The organism is Cytobacillus sp. Hz8, assembly GCF_042263505.1.
Classification (GTDB): domain Bacteria; phylum Bacillota; class Bacilli; order Bacillales; family Cytobacillaceae; genus Bacillus_BE.
Map to the genome: position 1 here is coordinate 532,729 of NZ_JBHKFI010000001.1, position 20,133 is coordinate 552,861.

Here is a 20,133-nt window from a genome sequence, read left to right on the forward strand (position 1 = left end):
TATAGAATGGGAGAAATAGGTTCAATTGCTTAAAAAAAGCACCCTTGTTCACGATTTAATTGTAAAGAATACGAATTCGTGTTAGGATGCTTTTAATTTCAATCCTGCAATTTTGCTATAGAGAGCAGAGCTCAGATAAGTCTATAGACGAATATTCTCACTGAACTCAATCCAATTCACTAGAGGTAAAATGATTTCAATCTTTGTTCCTTCATTTACTTTGCTATATAGGAAAATATCTCCGCCAAATTCATGAAGAATTCTCTTGCAAACCACAAGTCCCAATCCGGTTCCAGATTCTTTCGATGTATAAAAAGGGAGGAATATCTTATCAAGTTCTTCCTTTGGGATTCCAACACCGGTATCAATAATCGAGATTTTGCAAAGATTTTTTGCGGCAGCGAGATGAATGGTCAGTTTGCCACCATTTTTCATGGATTCAAAAGCATTTTTTGTAATGTTAAGTAGAACTTGCTTCATTTGATCTCTAGAACATTTAACTTGCAGCGGAGTTTCAGGCATATGACATGTCCAGCTAATATGATAAAGGTTCGCTTCTGAGGAAATAAGCGGGGTTAATTCCCCAATAATTTCTCTGATATCAATATTTTCTAGTTTCTGAACAGTAGGCTTACCAAGAATTAGAAATTCACTCACAATCTGATTAATTCGGTCAATTTCATTTTGGATGATGGTGAAGTAGAATTGGTCATCAGGGCTATTGTATTTCTCATTTAATAATTGGACTAAACCTTTAATCCCAGTTAATGGATTTCTTATTTCATGTGCTGTACTTGCAGCAAGTGTCCCAACTAGTTCTAATTTATGAATTTCATTTTGTTTTTTTTCTTTTTCAGCTTGTCTACGCAGCAAGAAGTATTTTCCAAGTAGGAAGAGTATATTAAAAAGAATGAGAATAGTACTTATGGCAATGATAGATCCCAAAAAGAATTTCTTGCTATTTTGTTCTGCAATTTTAATATTAATATTCCATGGAAGACGATCGATGGGAACTGTTAACCAGTTCTTATTATGGTGTAATATGCCATCCTTTACATTAAATTTCATCATAATACGATCATTTGGGTTGGTTATGACTAATTTCGAATCAGGCGTAAGCACCCGCATCACGTTTAAGACATAGTCTACTCTTAGTTGAGCAATAAAAATATATTGTAACTGATTTTTTTTGTCTGTCACTGGATTAGCAATTCCGATGACCTTCTGTCCATTGGGTAAGGATTCTTCTTCATTGGAAATAATGATATCCTTTGATTGAACACAATCACGGATGTAAGATTTTGTTGCTTGTTTATTTGTGATTAGTGTCGGGTCAGACCCCGTAATAATTCTTCCTTTAGAATCAAGCATTAAGATGGACCCAAATCTAGGATCTGATTGTTGCGTCCTAACTAGAAGGGGCTTCATTTGTTCCGGTTTCTGAATGGTTGATTCTGAAGCCAAGGAAAGCATTTTTAGCGTTGTTACCGTTTCGCTGACCAATTGGTCCCAATGAGTTTCATGAATGGAAGCAATCCACTTCGCATGGTCTTTTCGAATTTCATAATCCTTTTCTTGTTTAAAATTTATATAAAAAAGGCTACAAATAGTAGAGGGTAAAATAACCAAAAGTAAATAAAAAACAAAGGTACGATTTATTATTTTCATATGCTATGCTCCATCATAATCGATATTGAATCATTATAACACTATCATGACAAATATTTCACTACCAAAGAGTAACGAACAATTTCAAAGGAAATCTCTTTTGGTGGTCCTCATTTTATTTAACAATAGCGGGTAGTCTACATCTGCCCTTTCAATCTAGACATTGTTTGGCAATCCATTATAATGAAGGAATAGAATAACCATTGAACGAACAATTGGGAAAAAGGATTTGATATTATGAGCTCTAATGAAATTAATCAATCATTAAAATTATTTATTGTTCTATCTCGGGCATATCGTGCGGTAAACGAAAATGTCAATAAGCTTATTCAATCGTATGGGGTTAATCCCACAGAATTTGCGGTCCTCGAATTGTTGTATCATAAAGGGGAGCAACCTCTGCAGCAGATTGGGGGAAAGATTTTATTAGCAAGTGGAAGTATTACCTATGTCGTTGATAAACTTGAGCAAAAGGGTTTATTAAATCGGGTAGCCTGTCCTAATGACCGTCGTGTGACCTATGCACAAATTAGTGAGGAAGGAAAGAAATTTATTGAAGGCGTTTTTCCCGACCATGAATCGAAAATTCATGAAATAATGTCAAATTTGTCAGTGGAAGAAAAGGATGTATTAATTGATCTTCTTAAAAAGCTCGGATTATCACAAGTTTAAGTTATGGAGGGATTACTAGATGACATTTGAAGAATATCAATACCAAAGACCTGTTTTAGCTGAAGTGGAAAAAAGATTCAATGCAGCTTTGCAAACATTTGAAAATGCTTCAACAATTGATGCACAAATTGAAGGAATGAAGCAAATTAATCAAATTAGAAACGAATTAAGTACAATGATGAATTTAGTAAGCATTCGTCATTCCATTGATACGAATGATGATTTTTATAAAGAAGAGCAAGATTATATGGATGAAATACAGCCGGAAATAGAAGGGCTGGAAACTAGATTTTATCACGCTTTAGTCTCATCAAAATTTCGCGTTGAGTTGGAAGATAAATTTGGTAAACAATTATTTTCTCTTGCAGAAGCACAGTTAAAAGTTTTTGCTCCAGAGATTGTACCCTTATTGCAAAAGGAAAATAAATTATCTACTGAGTATACGAAATTAATTGCTTCAGCTAAGATCCCTTTTGAAGGGGAGGAGCGAACATTAGCACAGCTTGGACCCTTTATTCAAGATAAGGATAGAGCTATTCGGAAGAAAGCAAGTGAAGCACGTTTCGGGTTCTTTGCAAAGCATGAAGAGGAATTAGATCGAATCTATGATGATCTTGTTAAAGTCAGAACAGAAATTGCACAAAGGCTTGGTAATGAAAATTTTATTCCTTTAGCCTATTACCGTTTGTATCGGACTGACTACAATGCCGAAATGGTTAAAAATTTTCGAGAACAGGTGAAAGAATATATTGTTCCTATCGCGTCAAAGCTTCGTAAACTTCAGGCTGAAAGAATTGGGGTAGAAAAATTAAAATATTATGATGAGGATTTCAATTTCAAATCAGGTAATGCTACTCCAAAGGGGACACATGAGTGGATCATTGAAAATGGTCAAGAAATGTATAATGAGCTTTCGAAGGAAACAGGCGAGTTCTTTGGCTTTATGCGTGAAAATCACTTAATGGATCTCGTTGCCAAGAAAGGGAAAGCCGGGGGAGGCTATTGTACTTTTATTGAGGATTACAAAGCTCCTTATATCTTTTCCAATTTTAATGGAACCTCAGGGGATATTGATGTTTTAACCCATGAGGCAGGGCATGCATTTCAAGTTTATTCCAGCCGTTTCTTTGATATTCCTGAGTATTATTGGCCAACATATGAGGCATGTGAAATTCATTCCATGAGTATGGAGTTTTTTACGTGGCCTTGGATGGAGCTATTTTTCAAAGATGAAGCTGATAAATATCGATTTGCTCATTTAAGTTCTGCCCTTCTATTCTTACCATATGGGGTATCTGTGGATGAGTTTCAACATTGGGTATATGAACATCCAAAAGCAACACCACAGGAACGAAAAAATGCGTGGAGAGAAATTGAACAGAAATATGAACCATACAAAGATTATGATGGTTTTACTTATTTAGAAAACGGTGGATTTTGGCAAAAACAGGGTCATATATATAATGATCCCTTCTATTATATTGACTATACACTAGCGCAAATTTGTGCCTTTCAATTTTGGGTAAAATCACGAAAAAATCAAGCGGAAGCTTGGGAGGATTATTTAAAGCTGTGTAAGCTTGGAGGCAGTCTTCCATTTACTGAGCTTGTAAAGGAGGCTAACCTCATTTCTCCTTTTGATGATGGCTGTATTCAATCGGTTGTAGGGGAAATTGAGGCTTGGTTGAATTCGGTTGATGATAAAGAATTATAAATGAAAAAGAAGGTTGACCTCAGGAGGCCAACCTTTTTTTGACTTTATTAGGATTGAAGAACAATTTGCTCATTTTCAATGATGGCTTGTAGCTTTTTGGAATCTGGGTTTTCGATAATCGTATCTGCGATTTTATCCTCAAGCTTTTCTTGGATCACTCTTCTTAATGGTCGTGCACCAAAAGCAGGATGGTATCCAAGTGTAGCTAATTTCTTTTTCACTTCATCTGTAACAGTAAGCTCAATGTATTGTTCTTTTAAAGATTCTTTAAGCTCATCAAGCATTAAATCAACAATTTGCAGTAAATGCTCTTCTTCCAAAGATTTAAATTCAATAATATTATCAAAACGATTTAGAAATTCTGGCTTAAAGTAGCTACCTAATTTTTGCAGGATTTCTGATTCATTTGATTCATGTCTTTTTTCAAAGCCGACTGTAATTTGTTTAAATCCTGAACCAGCGTTGCTTGTCATAATAATAACGGTTTCTTTAAAGTTGACGGTTCTACCCTGACTATCCGTTAAGCGGCCATCTTCAAGGATTTGTAGAAACATATGCTGTACGTCAGGATGAGCTTTTTCAATTTCATCAAGCAAAATAATGCTGTATGGATTGCGTCTTACTTTTTCTGTCAATTGTCCAGCTTCCTCATGACCAACATATCCAGGAGGGGAACCGATGATTTTTGAGACGCTATGTTTTTCCATATATTCACTCATATCAAGTCGAATAAGAGCATCCCTAGAACCAAATAATTCCTCAGCAAGAGTTTTTGTTAACTCTGTTTTCCCAACACCGGTTGGTCCAACGAAAAGGAAGGATCCAACCGGGCGGTTCTTGGATTTTAAACCAGCACGGCTTCTTTTTATTGCCTTTGCCACTTTTTGGACGGCCTCTTCTTGGCCAATTACTTTTTCATTTAGACGATTTTCAAGATTCTTTAAATTAGCTTGTTCATTTTCTTGAATTTTTCCTACAGGGATTCCTGTTTTCTTTTCAACTAGCTCTTGGATGTGGTGAACAGCTACAATTGGCTGGTCTTGATGACTTTGGTTTAATGTCTTTTCCAGTTTTGCTTCTTCATCACGCAGCTTTGCAGCCTGTTCATAATTTTCCTCTTTAAGCGCTGTCTCTTTTTCTTTAGCAATTTCCTTTAGTCTTTGTTCGACATTTTCTGTTGATGTATAGTTTGAGTTTAAATTTAGCTTTGATCCCGCTTCATCCATTAAATCAATCGCTTTATCTGGGAGAAAACGATCTTGGATATATCGATGTGACAGTGTCGCACAAGCTTGAATAGCTTCATCACTATATTTGACCTCATGGTAAGCTTCATATTTTTGTTTTAGGCCATTTAAGATATGAATGGTTTGTTCCACTGTTGGCTCATGAACGTATACAGGCTGGAAGCGACGTTCAAGTGCTGGGTCCTTTTCAATTTTCCGATATTCATTTAATGTTGTGGCTCCTAAAACCTGTAGCTCTCCTCGTGCAAGCACGGGTTTTAACATATTTCCGGCATCTATGGAGCCTTCTGCAGATCCAGCACCGACGAGTAAGTGAATTTCATCAATGAAAACAATGATGTTTTTTCGCTCTTTAAGCTCATGGATGATACGTTTCATTCTATCTTCAAATTGACCACGAATTCCTGTATTGGCCACTAATGAGGCAACGTCCAATAAATAGACTTCTTTATTCAAAAGCTTTTTAGGAACTTTTCCTTCGACAATTTTAGTTGCTAATCCCTCAGCAATGGCTGTTTTTCCAACACCTGGTTCACCGATAAGCACAGGATTATTTTTATTGCGGCGATTAAGAATTTCGATGACACGATCTATTTCATCCTCGCGTTCGATTACCGGATCAATTAAGCCGGCTTTAGCAGCGATATTTAAGTTTCTCCCAAATTGGTCAATTAACCCTTCTTTTCGTCTGCCTCCATGATTTGGAGGAATCGTTTCAGTTTGGTTCATTTCAGAGCCTAATTGGTTGAAGAATAAGTCTTCAAATGGTGGTGTGGAAAAACCAGAGAAACCGCTTAAGCTTGGTTGAAAAGCAGAACCAATTTTTTCTTTTTCGGAAAGATAACAGCTTTGACAAAGAAACAGCTGTTTTTCATTTCCATTCAAATTCATTTTTAGCTGTACATTTGCTTGATTTTGTTGACATTTTTGACAAAGCATTTGTTTTCCTCCTTTTCGAGTAAACCAAGTCCATTGGTTTTGTTCGACTTTGACTTTGACTATATTTGACCTTCTTTGATTCATATTATACGTTGACCTTTTTTGACTTTCAAGTATTTTGCTGAAATTTTTTCATTTTCCATTATAAAATGCTCGTCTTAGATAGTGTTTGATTTCATATATTGAAAGGAGGGAGGAGATTAGGTGAAGACAAATTGGAGTGCAGCTTTTCAAATTGCCGCAGTCTATGTTGGTACAGTAGTTGGAGCAGGGTTTGCAACCGGTAAAGAAATTGTTGAATTTTTTTCTCGTTTTGGATTTATTGGATTAATTGGGATATTAATGAGTGGATATATATTGATTTCTTTAGGATCGAAGCTGATGAGAATTTCTGCTCGTATTGGGGCAACATCTTATCAGGAATTTAATCTTTATCTTTTTGGGAGGTTTCTTGGCCCAGTCATTAATGTGATAATGCTTTTTATGCTTCTTGGGGTTACAGCGGTGATGTTATCGGGTGGAGGTGCAATCTTTGAAGAACAACTTGGCTTTAATAAATCAATCGGAGTACTCTTTACTTTAGGCCTATCATTGATTGTAATGTCTGTTGGGATAAAAGGCCTATTTGCTGTAAATACCGTAGTGGTACCCTTGATGATATCGTTTAGTTTTCTATTAATGATTCTTTCTGTAAAACTACCAGGATTTATGGAGCAACTTCTTTTTATTCCACCAGTAGAGGATGGGTGGAAATCAGTAATTGCTCCTTTTTCCTACACAGCCTTCAATCTTGGACTAGCACAAGCTGTGTTAGTACCAGTCGCTTCGGAAATAAAGGATGATCAAACTGTTAAATGGGGGGGAAGAATCGGAGGGATTCTTCTCACCTTAATTTTAATTTCCGGTCATATAACGCTGATCATGCTACCAAATCTTGAATTGTATGAGATTCCAATGGCCGTCATTATAAAAAATTTAGCCTCTGGGTTATATTGGATCTATATTGTTGTGATTTATAGTGAAGTCTTTACTTCCGTTATTGGGAATATATTCGGACTAGAAAGACAGATAAAATCTATTTTTTCATTGCCAAGCTTGGTGATATTTCTTCTGATTTATGTGATTACGTACTCCATAAGTTTAATTAAATACGGGACATTGCTAGCACATTTATATCCGCTCTTTGGCTATATTAGTATCATATTTATCATTTTACTATGGATGAAACCTTTAAAGGAATGAAGTCATCTTAATAAAATGGAAAAATGACAAATAGGAAAAGGTCAAATACTAAATGTGAAACAATAACGAGCGGAATGCTTTTTTTCCATCGATAAAGGATTGCCCATATAAATCCTGAAATAAGAGCAGCTAGTGGCAGGATTATACTTCCAGAATAAAATTGGACAGACGTATATAAAAGCGTGGAAAGAATGATGGCTGTCCAATCATGAAAATACTTTGATAGTCTTTTTTGGACAAATCCTCTCCAAAAGATTTCTTCTCCAGGAATAATGACTAATATGAGCACAATGTAGTGCCAAGCCATAGTTGGCGAAAAATGATGATAAAGAGATTTTATTTGTGATTGCAACGGAATATCCATCGCATGGATAAGTGTATTACCCAACCAGAAAACAAAAAATAGGATGATACCGGAAAGGCCGCCAATTATGATGACTTGATACATAGGTGCCTTTTTATCTATTTCATCTCTAAAAGTCGAATAACTGATTAAAAAAAGCATAGAAGCGGTGAAAATGTACCAAAAAACAACGGTTGTATGAAATGTCAACAAAATTAATAGATGAGCAATCAATAAACCAAGTAGTAAACGCAAATCAGTTGCACATTTCTTCATTAGGAAAACTCCTTTCAAACAATCAACATCTATTGTAGCAAAAAGTATGGAAATGCAAAATAAGACTTTTAAATCGTTCAATGAATGTTCTTAAAAAAAGGAGTGAAATGGATTATTAAGTAGAGTAACCAATATTCCGACTTCATACCATCGGACAAACGGAAAATGAAAAGAGGAAATCCCGTCATAAAAAAGTAAATTTCAGCAAATCCTATTCGGTGCCCAGTGATTTTTTGCGTGAGTCATGAAAAGAACTGGTTGTGTTTTCAAAATTATAAAGGAAAGATGAGGGCTAAAAATATGACAAAATCTCAAAGGGAACAGGAAAGGGAATGGACGGTAAGAAAGCAGGATCAACGCCCACACGGAGAGGTAAAATCTTTAAAGGAACTAACCAAAGAAACAGAAGCTAGTCCAAATAAATAATGATGAATTGGGGTCTTCTACTGTAAGTCGTATTCATTAGTAAGGATTAAAGCCTAGTATAGAAGTAATCTTCAGGTTTCCAGTAAGAAGACCCCCAAAATTCATGATTGGGCCGCTTCCCTTATAACTACATAGTTTTTATGGTTAACAACAGTTCTTTGATCCAATTCTAAATCACGATAATTTTCCATATACGTTAAGTCAACTATTACAGAATTTTCATTTACTTTTTCAACGACTCCTTTAAGTCCATCTCTAAATTCGATAATATCTCCAACTCCGGCTTTCTTCAAATGTCTCTCTCTCCTTTTCCTTCCAATTTTAAACTTTAATAATTTCAGTTTGACTACTTTCCCTTCATTTGTAAAGCAATTTGTGTATGAAATTTCTTGACTATTCCCTAAATAAGACAGGATGATAGAGTAGATACGAAAACTTACATTATATTATGATTTTGGGAGGCAAAATATTGTGGGTTGGAAAGGACTTTTTGTATGGAATAAATAGCTTCTCCATTAATCACAATATCATTTTTAGGCTAGAAAGGATGGGTTTTTAGATGAATCAAGAATTGGTGAATGAGGTGTTAGAAAAGCTCAAAAACGGAGAACTTTCTGAGCATTATGTTAAAAAAGAGGATTTCCTCTCATTCAGAGAAGTTTTAGTCAAACGTCCAGATTTCAAACATTTTCGCGGAATTGCAGGACACGGAGGGAATATTGTGTATCAATATTTACAGGAACCGAGAAGTTAAGGGATGTGACAAGAGCCGGATTATGTAACAGTTTTGATATGTTCTGTCACAATCGGGCCGATATTTACCAGTATTAGAAATACCTGTGTGTTTCTTCCTATATGGTTATTATTTCAAAAAGTCCTCCAAATCATTGCACAATAGGCGATTAGCTACTCTATATAGCGTTATCCATTTTTTGGTAGGTGCTTAAAAGTGTTACACTTGTTAGCCTAGTAGTAGAGAAACAGAGACTACTAGGAGGGATTACATGAATAAATTAAAAAAATTTGTAATTGCAGCTGGATTAATTATTTCGATGTCAGTTATTTCATTTAATCATAAAACAGAAGCAGCAACTACTCATAAAATTCAAAATGGCGATACCTATTGGAAAATCGCAACGCAGTATGCTGTTCCAATCATAGATTTAATGAAGATTAATAACGCAACAACCACGACTCTATATGCAGGGAAAAACATAGTGATTCCTAATTCTAAGATTTCAGCAGCCGACAAGGATTTGATGGCTCGACTAGTCCGTGCAGAAGCAGTGGGTGAGCCATATGCAGGAAAAGTAGCAGTAGCAACGGTTATTTTGAATAGAGTAAAGCATAAAGATTTTCCATCAACGATACGTAGTGTTATTTATCAAGTTGATTCAGGACATTATGCCTTTACTCCTGTTCAAAATGGTTCAATAAACAAGCCAGCCGATGCTGCTTCTAAAAAAGCAGTCAATGAGGCTATTGCCTTTAGTGGAAACGGCAATGGATCATTATATTTCTATAATCCTAAAACAGCCAAAAGTAGTTGGATTCAATCCCGTGAAGTTACAGTAACTATTGGAAATCATCGATTTGCAAAATAGAAATAAAAAGGACATCAATCAACATGATTGATGTCCTTTTTATTTCTAAGCTATTGTTTTATCCCACTCTTAACGGACATTTTGACTCCCACTTCAAGATTCTGAGAATACGAAGAAGATAAGTGGGAGATCAACTGTCCGTAAAGGTCCGACGAGGGATTAAGGTCCTACTCAGGCGAAGCCACAGGATGTGGCGTCCCTTGAGCGTGATAAGTGAAATAAGATTTTTCTTTGGTCAGCCCTTAGAAAAATCAATCAGGCTTTGCGTGACTAACCATCAGTGGGGGATGAATGGCAGACTAAAAGCGCGACGTCAACACATAAGTCTGCACACTTCACGTCCTGTGCGTCGAAAACCCCCACTGATGGAAGTTTCACTTTATATCTTGAATGCTTTTTCGGGAAAACTCTTTTAGTTCTTCTACAATTTCTTTTTTTGTCTCCTGGTCCTCTATGCCTTTAATACCATAGATAAACGAATGCACAATTCCTTTCTTCCAGATGGGAGTACCAAGAATATGAATGATCTTATCATTTAGAATAAAAGAAATTTCAAGTAGTAATTTTTTTTGATCTATAGGCAGGTCGAGGTTTGAAGAAAATTTAAGACCATTTGGACTGAGATCTAAAATGTTAGCTGTGGCTATTTTTGAATCTTCCATACTGCTGCCATCCATACTTACAATCTTGAATTGCCCCGGGACAGGTTTTTTAAATTGGAATCGGAAAGCTTCATCTCTTCGATAAATCATTAGGATCACCTTATTATTTTGATGAATGAAAATCCATCTTTATATTCATATGTATTTTTAAAAAATCATAGCTTTTTCATGAAGCTTTATCAAGTAGGAAATTACAAAAAATATCCAATTTAACAAAAAAACTAGAAACAGGTGCTAATTTCTGTAAAAATAATAACTGTAGCGGTCCGAAAATTATGACTATTTATGAAAAAATTTCTACATATTGTATATATGTACAAAGTATGTAAAATGTAAGCGATTAATAAAAAAATCCATAAAAATTTCATTGCTCAAATGGCATTGGAATGCTATTCTTTTTTAGAGATGTTAGTTGTCTGATGACTTGAGTATGGATTGAATAAAATGACTAGTTTTACATACATGATTCAATCAGTGATGGGAAAAATAACAAAGTAAGGCTAGAAATAGTTATTGTAGAATATTTACTGCTCATTAACGTATTATAAGTTATTAGACAGGCATTGATACATTTTAAATTTTTTTGGAAAATGAAAGGAGAAAAAATAATATGGTTGAAAAACAATTTAAAGTTATTGCTGAAACAGGAATTCATGCACGTCCTGCCACAATCCTTGTACAAGCTGCAAGTAAATTTAACTCAGATATTAATCTTGAATATAAAGGTAAAAAAGTTAATTTAAAATCTATTATGGGTGTTATGTCTCTTGGTGTAGGTAAAGATGCTGATATTACTATTTCTGCTAACGGAAGCGATGAAGCAAATGCACTTAAAGGTTTAGAAGATACATTGAAAAAAGAAGGTCTTGCAGAATAATGAGCTTTTTGAATGGTATTGCTGCTTCTAGTGGAATTGCAATTGCAAAAGCTTATCGTTTAGTTGAACCAGATCTTTCTTTTGAGAAAAAAACGATTGATAATATTTCTGAAGAAGTTGAACGTTTCCAAGCTGCATTGAATCAATCAAAATCAGAATTAGAAGTTATCAAAGAAAAAGCATTAGTGGACCTTGGAGCAGATAAGGCTGCCATTTTTGAAGCACATTTACTTGTTTTAAGCGATCCCGAATTAACTACACCGATAGAAGACAAAATTAAATCTGAGCAAGTGAATGCAGAATTTGCTCTGAAAGAAACAGCAGATATGTTTGTTTCGATGTTTGAGTCTATGGATAATGAATATATGAAAGAGCGCGCAGCGGATATCCGTGATGTTACAAAACGCGTTTTATCTCATTTACTTGGTATTGAGATTGTGAATCCAAGTATGATTTCTGAAGAAACAATCATCGTTGCTGGTGATTTAACTCCTTCAGATACAGCTCAATTAAATCGTCAATTTGTAAAAGGGTTTACAACTGATATCGGAGGAAGAACTTCTCATTCAGCAATCATGGCCCGTTCATTAGAAATTCCTGCTGTTGTTGGTACAAAGATGGCAACAAAAGAGATTAATAATGGAGACATAGTCATTGTGGATGGATTAAAGGGTGAGGTTCATATTAATCCAACTCCTGAAGTCATCGAACAATATAAAAATGAACAAGCTGCATTCGAAGCACAAAAAGCGGAATGGGCGAAGCTTGTTAATGAAAAAACCGTTTCTGCAGATGGACATCATGTAGAACTGGCAGCAAATATTGGAACACCAAATGATCTACCAGGTGTGATTAATAATGGCGGTGAAGCGATAGGCTTATATAGAACAGAGTTCTTATATATGGGAAGAGATCAGCTTCCAACGGAAGATGAGCAATTTGAATCCTATAAGGCTGTTCTTGAAGGAATGAAGGGAAAACCTGTTGTCGTTCGTACACTAGATATTGGCGGGGACAAGGAACTTCCATATTTAGACCTTCCAAAGGAAATGAATCCTTTCTTAGGCTTCCGTGCAATCCGTTTATGCTTAGAGCAACAAGATATTTTCAGAACACAATTAAGAGCTTTATTAAGAGCCAGCACATACGGTAATTTAAGAATTATGTTCCCTATGATTGCGACAATTGATGAATTCCGTTCTGCAAAGGCTATTCTTGAAGAAGAGAAAGCAAAGCTGCTTCAAGAGGGTACTCAAGTGTCAGAGGATATTCAAGTGGGAATTATGGTGGAGATTCCTTCCACTGCCGTTATCGCAGACCTGTTTGCTAAAGAGGTTGATTTCTTTAGTATTGGAACGAATGATTTAATTCAATATACAATGGCTGCTGACCGTATGAATGAACGAGTTTCGTATTTATATCAACCATATAATCCGTCCATTTTAAGACTTGTGAAAATGGTTATTGATGCCGCTCATAAAGAAGGAAAATGGGCCGGAATGTGTGGAGAAATGGCAGGGGATGAAACCGCTATTCCTGTACTCTTAGGGTTAGGATTAGATGAATTCTCCATGAGTGCAACTTCTATTTTAAAAGCCCGTTCTATAATTCGTGGACTTTCAAAAGCTGATATGGAACAATTAGCTGAAAAAGCAATCACCATGAGTACAATGAGCGAGGTAGTAGAAGCTGTCCAAGCTGCAGTTAACAAATAATAGATAAATAATCCGAATTAGTGCTATGAGAAGAAGGTTTTTCATAGTGCCTAAATTCTTATGGGATGTCTCAAATTGAGGCATCTTTTTTTGTGTGTAAATTCTGAATGCTTTTGTGTTATGCCAAATTTTAGTATAATATTCATATCTTTTATTTTAGAGGAGGATCAATAATGGATTTTCAGTTAACTGGGAAAACTGTGTTAATCGCTGCTTCTAGCCAGGGACTTGGGAAAGCAATTGCAGAGGAGCTCCTAAAAGAAGGAGCTAATGTCATGATTTCCGGTCGAGATGAGGAAAAGCTACAGCGAGTAAAGAAGGAATTATCGATTTATGCTGGTCAAATTTTATATACGAAAACGGATTTAACCAAGAAAACAGATCTATCACATTTAGTATCTGAGACGGTAGCTGCTTTTGGTACGATTGATGTACTTGTCAATAATGCTGGTGGACCACCTGCAGGCTCTTTTGATGAGATCACAGAGGATGAGTGGCAAAAGGCATTTGAATTAAATCTACTTTCCTATATCCGGTTGATTAAAGAATCTCTTCCTTATTTGCGAAAACAAGGAGGGAAAATTATTAATATAGCATCATCTTCGATTAAAGAGCCAATTCCTGGCTTAATTCTGTCAAATACATTTAGAACAGGCATTATTGGATTAAGCAAAACCCTAGCTGTCGAATTAGCCTCTGATGGAATCTTAATCAATACTGTTGCACCTGGAAGAATTGCAACAGACCGAGTTAAGCATTTGGATGAAGTAAATGCAAAAGCAATAGGGACTACGCGGGAAGCAGTGGAGGAGCAAGTCAAACAGTCTATTCCTTTAAAGAGGTATGGAACTCCTGAGGAATTTGCAAAGGTTGTGGTTTTCTTAGCATCGCAAGCGAATTCTTATATGACTGGAAGTGCATTTTTAGTAGACGGAGGGATGGTCAAATCTATTTAGTCCAGAATGGAGTTTAATGGAAATAAAAAAAGGATATGGTAACAGTGAAAGGAGAAATAATAATGAAAAATTTTCTCAAGATTACTTTTTCTGTTGCTATGATCTTTTTACTCTTTGGATGCTCAAAGCAGCAAAGTGAGACATTTATTAATCACTATTCAGAGGTCATCTTAACCCAAAATAATGAATTGCAGTTTCGGTTTTTATTAAATGAAGAGGGATTTGAAAAGAATTTGATGTACAAGCTAAGGATTATGATACATAATCAAAAATTAGCGTCGGCAATAGGGAGAAATGAAGTTATCTATGGTGAAAGATCTGTATTTAATGGTGAGTACCTTGAAGTCAATAAGAATAAAGGCAATTTAATCATAATGGAACCCATTCCATTGAAAAAAGATTTACATACGTTCGAATTAGAGAAATTAATCGTGAATGATCATGCAATTACAGTTGAGATTTACAATGATGATCAAATTTTAGCAAAAGCACCGTTGACTAATTTTTTCTCTAGATTATAAATTGCTTTTTGGTAATGGTTTGCTAGAGTTTATCATCAAAAAAATAGATAGTTACAGAATAGAGGAGATCTGGAAATGTTAACGACAGAGAATACAATAATTGGATTTATAGGCACGGGAGTAATGGGAAAGAGTATGGCTGGAAATCTTTTAAAGGCGGGATTTCCTGTACTTGTCTATTCGAGAACGAAGGAAAAGGCATTGAATTTATTAGAAAAAGGCGCTGAATGGGTTGATTCTCCAAAAGAAATGGCTACTAAAGCAAATGTTATAATCACAATTGTAGGGTATCCATTTGATGTTGAAGAAGTTTATTTAGGAGAAAATGGTCTAGTCCCAAATGGTAAGGAAAATACATATATCATTGACATGACAACTTCAACCCCATCTTTGGCAGTTAGAATTTATGAAGAAGCAAAGAAAAAAGGTATCCATGCAGTTGACGCTCCTGTGTCTGGTGGAGATGTTGGAGCGAAAGAAGCACGACTTTCCATTATGGTTGGTGGGGATGTGGAGGTTTTTCAAGCACTTCAGCCTATCTTTCAAGTATTGGGGACCAATATTATCTATCAAGGAAAGGCAGGTTCTGGACAGCATACGAAAATGTGTAATCAAATAGCCATCGCTTCAAACATGATTGGGGTTTGTGAGGCAATTGTCTATGCAGAAAAAGCAGGGCTAAATCCAGAAACGGTCCTTCAAAGTATTTCTTCTGGGGCGGCAGGAAGCTGGTCCTTATCAAATCTAGCACCAAGAATGATTAAAGGTGATTTCGAACCCGGTTTTTATATAAAGCACATGATAAAGGATATGAATATTGCTTTGGAGGAAGCAGAATCTATGGGCATGGAAGCACCTGGGCTTGCACTTTCACGAAAGTTATATGGGGAGCTAGCAAGTCAAGGCGAAGAAAATAGCGGGACACAGGCCTTATACAAGCATTGGAAATAGATAATGAAAATACAGGTCATTTGCGCATAGAAATGGTCATACTCCTCCAAAATATTAAAGAAGACTATTTGGAGGAGGACTTAAATTGGCTAAAAGGAATAAAAAAAATGATCCACAGCAAAAAAATAAAAAAGGATTTGACTCAAGTGTGTTAAATGAAGAATTTGCCCATGAAGTAGGAAGTGCAGCGACAAATAAAATCCATAAAGATAAGGCAAAAAAAGAAAAGATAGCAAAAAATAATGGAAAATATAAAGGACAATAAAGCCGTGAAAAAAGAGGTCTGAAAAATTCAGCCTCTTTCCTTTTGTTTTAAGTAGTTCTCGATGCGATTCAGTCCTTCGTCAAGCATTTCCATTGAGCATGCAAAGGATAGACGGAAATACCCTTCCCCTAAAGGAGAAAAGGAGCTCCCAGGTACGACAGCAACCCCAACTCGATTTACTAAATCTAAACAGAAATCAAACGAATTCATGGAAGAAATGGGTTGTTTAATAAAGAAATAAAATGCTCCATCAGGCTTAACAACCTCTAACCCCATTTCAACAAGTCGGTTATAGACATATTCTCTGCGTTTCACATATTCCTTTTTCATGACAATCGCATCATTCATCCCTAGGGTTAATGCTTCAATTGCTGCCATTTGGGAGATCGAGGTCGCACAGGTAACATTATATTGATGCACCTTTAAAATTTGCTGGGATAAATATTGAGGTGCAAATAATAAACCTATTCTCCAACCAGTCATGGAGTGAGATTTAGATAATCCGTTAATGACTATTGTTTTTTCTCTTAACATGGTACCTATCGAAACGTGAGGTTGATCAAAGACGAGTTCACTATATATTTCATCGGCAAGGATAAATATATCCAATTCCTTTAATAATAAAGCAATTTCCTCCAATTCTTCTTTGGTAAGGCTGACCCCAGTAGGATTTGAAGGATAAGGTAGAACAATGCAGCGCGTTTTTTCAGTTATGTATTTTTTGATCACATTTGCCGTAAAGCGAAATTGATTTTCCCGAATGTCAGCAAGAACGGGTTTTGCTCCACATAATCGGATGATGGGTTCATAGCCGGGATAAACGGGACCGGGCAAAATCACCTCTGATCCTTCCTCCAATATAGTTCTAAAGGCAATATCAATCGCTTCACTTGCACCAGTTGTTACTATGACTTCCGATTCCGGATCATAGGACAGTCCGTATTTTTTCTGAACAAAGTTTGCTGCAGACTTTCTCAAATGGATATCCCCGGCATTATGAGTGTAAGTCGTGAAATTTTGGTCGATTGCTTTTTTGGCAGCCTCTTTAACATGTTCTGGGGTTGGAAAATCCGGCTGACCAATCGTGAATGAAATCATATCTTTTGTTCCCGCAACCATATTAAAAAATTTTCGAATACCAGATATATCTATATTTTTTACTTTTTTGTTAATTAAATGTTCCAACATGTTTAGCCCTCCTATTTAATAATATTATTCTAACATGTTTCACAGAAGATATAATAAATTGTTTAAAGACTAGCTTCTTCTGCCATAAAGAGTTGTCATTTTCCTCAAAAAATAGTAAGTTGAGGTAAGTAAAGATTTTCATATATGAAAAATAATCATGAAATTTGGGTGTGGATAATGATTAGAACAATTGTTATTAAAGAGAATCATGAAGTCCTTTTTGATGTACCAATAGAGGACAGAAACCAATCCGATGTGAAATGGTTTTGGGTTGATTTTGATGTTCCAAACGATGAGGAAGCGTTGATGCTAGAAAAGATCTTTCATTTTCACCCCTTGTCTGTCGAGGATTGTATTGATGAATATATGCAAAGACCCAAATTGGATTTTTTTGAAAAATATATGTTTTTTATTGTTCATGCCATTAATCAAGAAACGTTATATCCAACAGAAATAGATGTATTTATAAGCGAACAATTTATCATTACCTTTCATCAAACATCTGTTAGAGAGTTAAATAATCTATGGAATCGATTAAAAAAAGATGAAAAATTACATGATTCCCCTTTCTATATTCTTCATGCTATTATCGATAAACTAGTGGATGATTACTATCCGCCAGTTTATCAGATTGAAGACCAATTAAATGCGATTGAAGAAAACTCCAAGGATGAATCTATTAATGAGTTAATGGAGTATTTATTTGAAATTCGTACGGAATTATCAAGGTTAAGAAGGACTATTGTTCCAATGAGAGATCTTATGTATCGCATGATACATTCAGAGCGGCTCAGTAATCTTAGTGAACATCGGGTATATTTTCACGATGTGCATGATCACTTACTTAAGTTAGTTGAAATGCTGGAATCCTATCGTGATTTTTCAGCTGATATTCGAGATAATTATCTATCAATCAATTCTAATTCAATGAACACGATCATGATGACTTTGACCGTTATAACCACGATTTTTATGCCATTGACTTTTATCGCTGGTATCTATGGGATGAATTTCAGACATATGCCAGAACTTGAATGGAAATTTGGTTATTTTTTTATTTTAGGAATAATGGGGCTTATTTCGATTATCATGATTTGGATTTTTAAACGAAAGGGTTGGTTTGGAATCGGAAAGAGATATAATAAACGGAAGCACCACCAAATTAAAATGCGCTAAATGGCATAAGGTCACAATTTTTTGCTTTTTTCATCTATATTTGGTTGAAGGAAAAATCTTCATTCATGATATAGTAGGAATATATAATTTTTTAGGAAGGGCGAAGCCAGGAATGGAAAAAAACAAAGGGATATTACTAGAAAGTGGTACAAACGAGCTTGAAATAGTGGAGTTTGGTATTGGTACCAATAAATTTGGCATCAATGTCATCAAAGTGAAAGAGATTATTAATCCTGTCGCTGTTATTCCAGTACCTCATGCTCATCCAAATGTGGAAGGTATTATCGAATTAAGAGGAGAGGTATTACCTGTTATCAATGTTGCGACAGCTTTAGGGTTTCCACCTTCAACCAATCCTGCTCAAGATAAATTTATTGTAGCAGAATTTAATAAACAAAAAATCGTATTTCATGTGCATAGTGTTACCCAAATTCATCGAATCTCTTGGGATCAAATTGAAAAACCTTCAGATATGTATCAAGGAGCAGATAGCCAAATTATTGGTGTTGTGAAATTAAATGGTGAAATGGTTCTATTACTTGATTTTGAAAAAATAGTTGTCGATATCAATCCAGAATCAGGGATCAATATTCAACAGGTTCAAAAGCTAGGGCAAAGGGAGAGATCAAATAAAAAATTAGTTGTGGCAGAGGATTCTCCCTTATTGCGAAAATTATTGCATGATACATTGGCGGAAGCCGGGTATCATAATGTTGATTTTTTTGAAAATGGTCGGGATGCTTTGAATTATTTGGAAAATTTGGTCGTGAACGGAAAAGACATAACAGAGAGTGTTCAATTGATTATTACTGATATTGAAATGCCGCAAATGGATGGTCATCACTTAACAAAGAGAGTGAAGGATAATCCAAAGCTTGAGAAGATTCCGATTATTATTTTTTCATCCTTAATAACAGATGATTTGCGTCATAAGGGGCAAATGGTTGGTGCAGAAGCACAGGTCAGCAAACCGGATATTGCGCAGCTAGTATTACTAATAGACGAATATATTTTATAATGCACTAAAATTTTGATTATGAAAAAAGAAGCTGAGTTATCTCTAGCTTCTTTTTTCATGATCTTAAAAATAACTTTCTCCTAGTTTCTTAAAAACAGGTTTTTGATAGTGAGATTTTTTATTAGCAGGATTATTGGAACTGTTTTCTTTGTATCCGGTATAAGAAATTAGAAGCTTTTTTGCTTGGCTAAGTGAGAGTTTTGATTTTGGATTTCGAACGCATTGATTTAGTTTACCAAGGTGGGGTAAGGAATCAAAATCAGTTTTAGAGGGTGGGAGGTGGAATGAATACTCTCCACATACAACTAATACATCCGATTGTTGTTGACTATATTTGGGGTTAGCGGAGAAATGTAAACCAACTTTTTTGGCTTTTCCTTCCATTAAAAGCTTTTGCAGGGCTTGATACTTAAGCTTATATAGATATTTTGGATTTGGCGCAGTCTTTGCATGTCGGTTCACAATGAAGATTGCTTGAGAGAGGTTTTCAGTTGTCGGTTTTAAAAAAGAGGGCTTGGAACTATCCTGACTCAATTTTGAAACTCCTTTCAGATATTCGTCATATTAGTGCTATTATTATACTCCTTTTTTATTAAAGTTAAAAGGTTATGATTCATGGTTTATGAAAATATCATGATAAATTTGAAAAACAATTCTACTATAACATATAGAA

The 20,133-nt window shown here is 35.4% G+C and carries 21 protein-coding genes; 14 read left to right on the forward strand and 7 right to left on the reverse strand.

What is annotated here, in order from left to right:
- Window positions 1-141: 141 nt before the first annotated feature.
- Window positions 142-1,668 (reverse strand): ATP-binding protein, encoded by a 1,527-nt coding sequence (locus tag ACE38V_RS02630; RefSeq protein ID WP_375839578.1) that lies wholly within the window; start codon window positions 1,666-1,668, stop codon window positions 142-144.
- Between the two features lie 237 nt (window positions 1,669-1,905).
- On the opposite strand from ACE38V_RS02630, the gene ACE38V_RS02635 reads away from it, so the two are divergent.
- Together ACE38V_RS02635 and ACE38V_RS02640 are read left to right on the forward strand one after the other, a co-directional pair.
- Window positions 1,906-2,340 (forward strand): MarR family winged helix-turn-helix transcriptional regulator, encoded by a 435-nt coding sequence (locus ACE38V_RS02635; RefSeq protein ID WP_375839579.1) that lies wholly within the window; start codon window positions 1,906-1,908, stop codon window positions 2,338-2,340.
- Window positions 2,341-2,359: 19 nt separating this feature from the next.
- Complete coding sequence (locus ACE38V_RS02640) at window positions 2,360-4,054, forward strand: M3 family oligoendopeptidase (RefSeq protein WP_375839580.1); 1,695 nt, start codon at window positions 2,360-2,362, stop codon at window positions 4,052-4,054.
- A 47-nt stretch (window positions 4,055-4,101) separates the two neighbouring features.
- On the opposite strand, the gene ACE38V_RS02645 is transcribed toward ACE38V_RS02640, so the two are convergent.
- On the reverse strand, window positions 4,102-6,240 hold the full coding sequence (locus ACE38V_RS02645) for an ATP-dependent Clp protease ATP-binding subunit (protein WP_375839581.1): 2,139 nt from the start codon (window positions 6,238-6,240) through the stop codon (window positions 4,102-4,104).
- Between the two features lie 204 nt (window positions 6,241-6,444).
- On the opposite strand from ACE38V_RS02645, the gene ACE38V_RS02650 reads away from it, so the two are divergent.
- Window positions 6,445-7,482 (forward strand): YkvI family membrane protein, encoded by a 1,038-nt coding sequence (locus tag ACE38V_RS02650; protein ID WP_375839582.1) that lies wholly within the window; start codon window positions 6,445-6,447, stop codon window positions 7,480-7,482.
- 7 nt (window positions 7,483-7,489) lie between these two features.
- On the opposite strand, the gene ACE38V_RS02655 is transcribed toward ACE38V_RS02650, so the two are convergent.
- Entirely contained in the window at window positions 7,490-8,101 is a 612-nt protein-coding gene (locus ACE38V_RS02655; protein WP_375839583.1) for a CPBP family intramembrane glutamic endopeptidase, read from the reverse strand.
- 300 nt (window positions 8,102-8,401) lie between these two features.
- Here ACE38V_RS02655 and ACE38V_RS02660 point away from each other — a divergent pair, with 300 nt between their 5' ends.
- On the forward strand, window positions 8,402-8,527 hold the full coding sequence (locus ACE38V_RS02660; RefSeq protein WP_375839584.1) for a DUF6254 family protein: 126 nt from the start codon (window positions 8,402-8,404) through the stop codon (window positions 8,525-8,527).
- Between the two features lie 101 nt (window positions 8,528-8,628).
- On the opposite strand, the gene ACE38V_RS02665 is transcribed toward ACE38V_RS02660, so the two are convergent.
- The gene (locus ACE38V_RS02665; protein ID WP_375839585.1) at window positions 8,629-8,820 is read right to left on the reverse strand and encodes a YkvS family protein; all 192 of its coding nucleotides are present in this window, start codon (window positions 8,818-8,820) and stop codon (window positions 8,629-8,631) included.
- 266 nt (window positions 8,821-9,086) lie between these two features.
- Between ACE38V_RS02665 and ACE38V_RS02670 the strand changes: the two genes are divergently transcribed.
- Window positions 9,087-9,281 (forward strand): hypothetical protein, encoded by a 195-nt coding sequence (locus ACE38V_RS02670; RefSeq protein WP_375839586.1) that lies wholly within the window; start codon window positions 9,087-9,089, stop codon window positions 9,279-9,281.
- 250 nt (window positions 9,282-9,531) lie between these two features.
- A complete protein-coding gene (locus ACE38V_RS02675; RefSeq protein ID WP_375839587.1) occupies window positions 9,532-10,131 on the forward strand; it encodes a cell wall hydrolase in 600 nt (199 codons plus the stop codon).
- 374 nt (window positions 10,132-10,505) lie between these two features.
- Here the strand turns inward: ACE38V_RS02675 and ACE38V_RS02680 are convergent, their stop codons facing one another.
- Entirely contained in the window at window positions 10,506-10,793 is a 288-nt protein-coding gene (locus ACE38V_RS02680; RefSeq protein ID WP_375839588.1) for a PilZ domain-containing protein, read from the reverse strand.
- A gap of 610 nt (window positions 10,794-11,403) precedes the next feature.
- Here ACE38V_RS02680 and ACE38V_RS02685 point away from each other — a divergent pair.
- The 6 genes from ACE38V_RS02685 to ACE38V_RS02710 all read left to right on the forward strand — a co-directional run bounded on the left by ACE38V_RS02685 (window position 11,404) and on the right by ACE38V_RS02710 (window position 16,078).
- Entirely contained in the window at window positions 11,404-11,670 is a 267-nt protein-coding gene (locus ACE38V_RS02685; protein ID WP_375839589.1) for a phosphocarrier protein HPr, read from the forward strand.
- Window positions 11,670-13,385 (forward strand): phosphoenolpyruvate--protein phosphotransferase, encoded by a 1,716-nt coding sequence (gene ptsP / locus ACE38V_RS02690; RefSeq protein WP_375839590.1) that lies wholly within the window; start codon window positions 11,670-11,672, stop codon window positions 13,383-13,385. Before ACE38V_RS02685 ends, ptsP begins: the two co-directional genes overlap by 1 nt.
- 173 nt (window positions 13,386-13,558) lie before the next feature.
- On the forward strand, window positions 13,559-14,341 hold the full coding sequence (locus tag ACE38V_RS02695; RefSeq protein ID WP_375839591.1) for an SDR family oxidoreductase: 783 nt from the start codon (window positions 13,559-13,561) through the stop codon (window positions 14,339-14,341).
- A 62-nt stretch (window positions 14,342-14,403) separates the two neighbouring features.
- A complete protein-coding gene (locus ACE38V_RS02700) occupies window positions 14,404-14,862 on the forward strand; it encodes a hypothetical protein (protein WP_375839592.1) in 459 nt (152 codons plus the stop codon).
- A 75-nt stretch (window positions 14,863-14,937) separates the two neighbouring features.
- Window positions 14,938-15,813 (forward strand): NAD(P)-dependent oxidoreductase, encoded by an 876-nt coding sequence (locus ACE38V_RS02705; RefSeq protein ID WP_375839593.1) that lies wholly within the window; start codon window positions 14,938-14,940, stop codon window positions 15,811-15,813.
- A gap of 85 nt (window positions 15,814-15,898) precedes the next feature.
- The gene (locus ACE38V_RS02710; RefSeq protein WP_375839594.1) at window positions 15,899-16,078 is read left to right on the forward strand and encodes a hypothetical protein; all 180 of its coding nucleotides are present in this window, start codon (window positions 15,899-15,901) and stop codon (window positions 16,076-16,078) included.
- A 27-nt stretch (window positions 16,079-16,105) separates the two neighbouring features.
- Here the strand turns inward: ACE38V_RS02710 and ACE38V_RS02715 are convergent, their stop codons facing one another.
- Window positions 16,106-17,263, reverse strand: coding sequence for an aminotransferase A (locus ACE38V_RS02715; protein ID WP_375839663.1), 1,158 nt, complete (start codon window positions 17,261-17,263; stop codon window positions 16,106-16,108).
- A 180-nt stretch (window positions 17,264-17,443) separates the two neighbouring features.
- Here ACE38V_RS02715 and corA point away from each other — a divergent pair, with 180 nt between their 5' ends.
- Complete coding sequence (gene corA / locus ACE38V_RS02720; protein ID WP_375839595.1) at window positions 17,444-18,442, forward strand: magnesium/cobalt transporter CorA; 999 nt, start codon at window positions 17,444-17,446, stop codon at window positions 18,440-18,442.
- Window positions 18,443-18,554: 112 nt separating this feature from the next.
- On the forward strand, window positions 18,555-19,460 hold the full coding sequence (locus tag ACE38V_RS02725; RefSeq protein WP_375839596.1) for a chemotaxis protein: 906 nt from the start codon (window positions 18,555-18,557) through the stop codon (window positions 19,458-19,460).
- Between the two features lie 63 nt (window positions 19,461-19,523).
- Here the strand turns inward: ACE38V_RS02725 and ACE38V_RS02730 are convergent, their stop codons facing one another.
- The gene (locus ACE38V_RS02730; protein ID WP_375839597.1) at window positions 19,524-19,994 is read right to left on the reverse strand and encodes a YkyB family protein; all 471 of its coding nucleotides are present in this window, start codon (window positions 19,992-19,994) and stop codon (window positions 19,524-19,526) included.
- Between the last annotated feature and the right edge of the window lie 139 nt (window positions 19,995-20,133).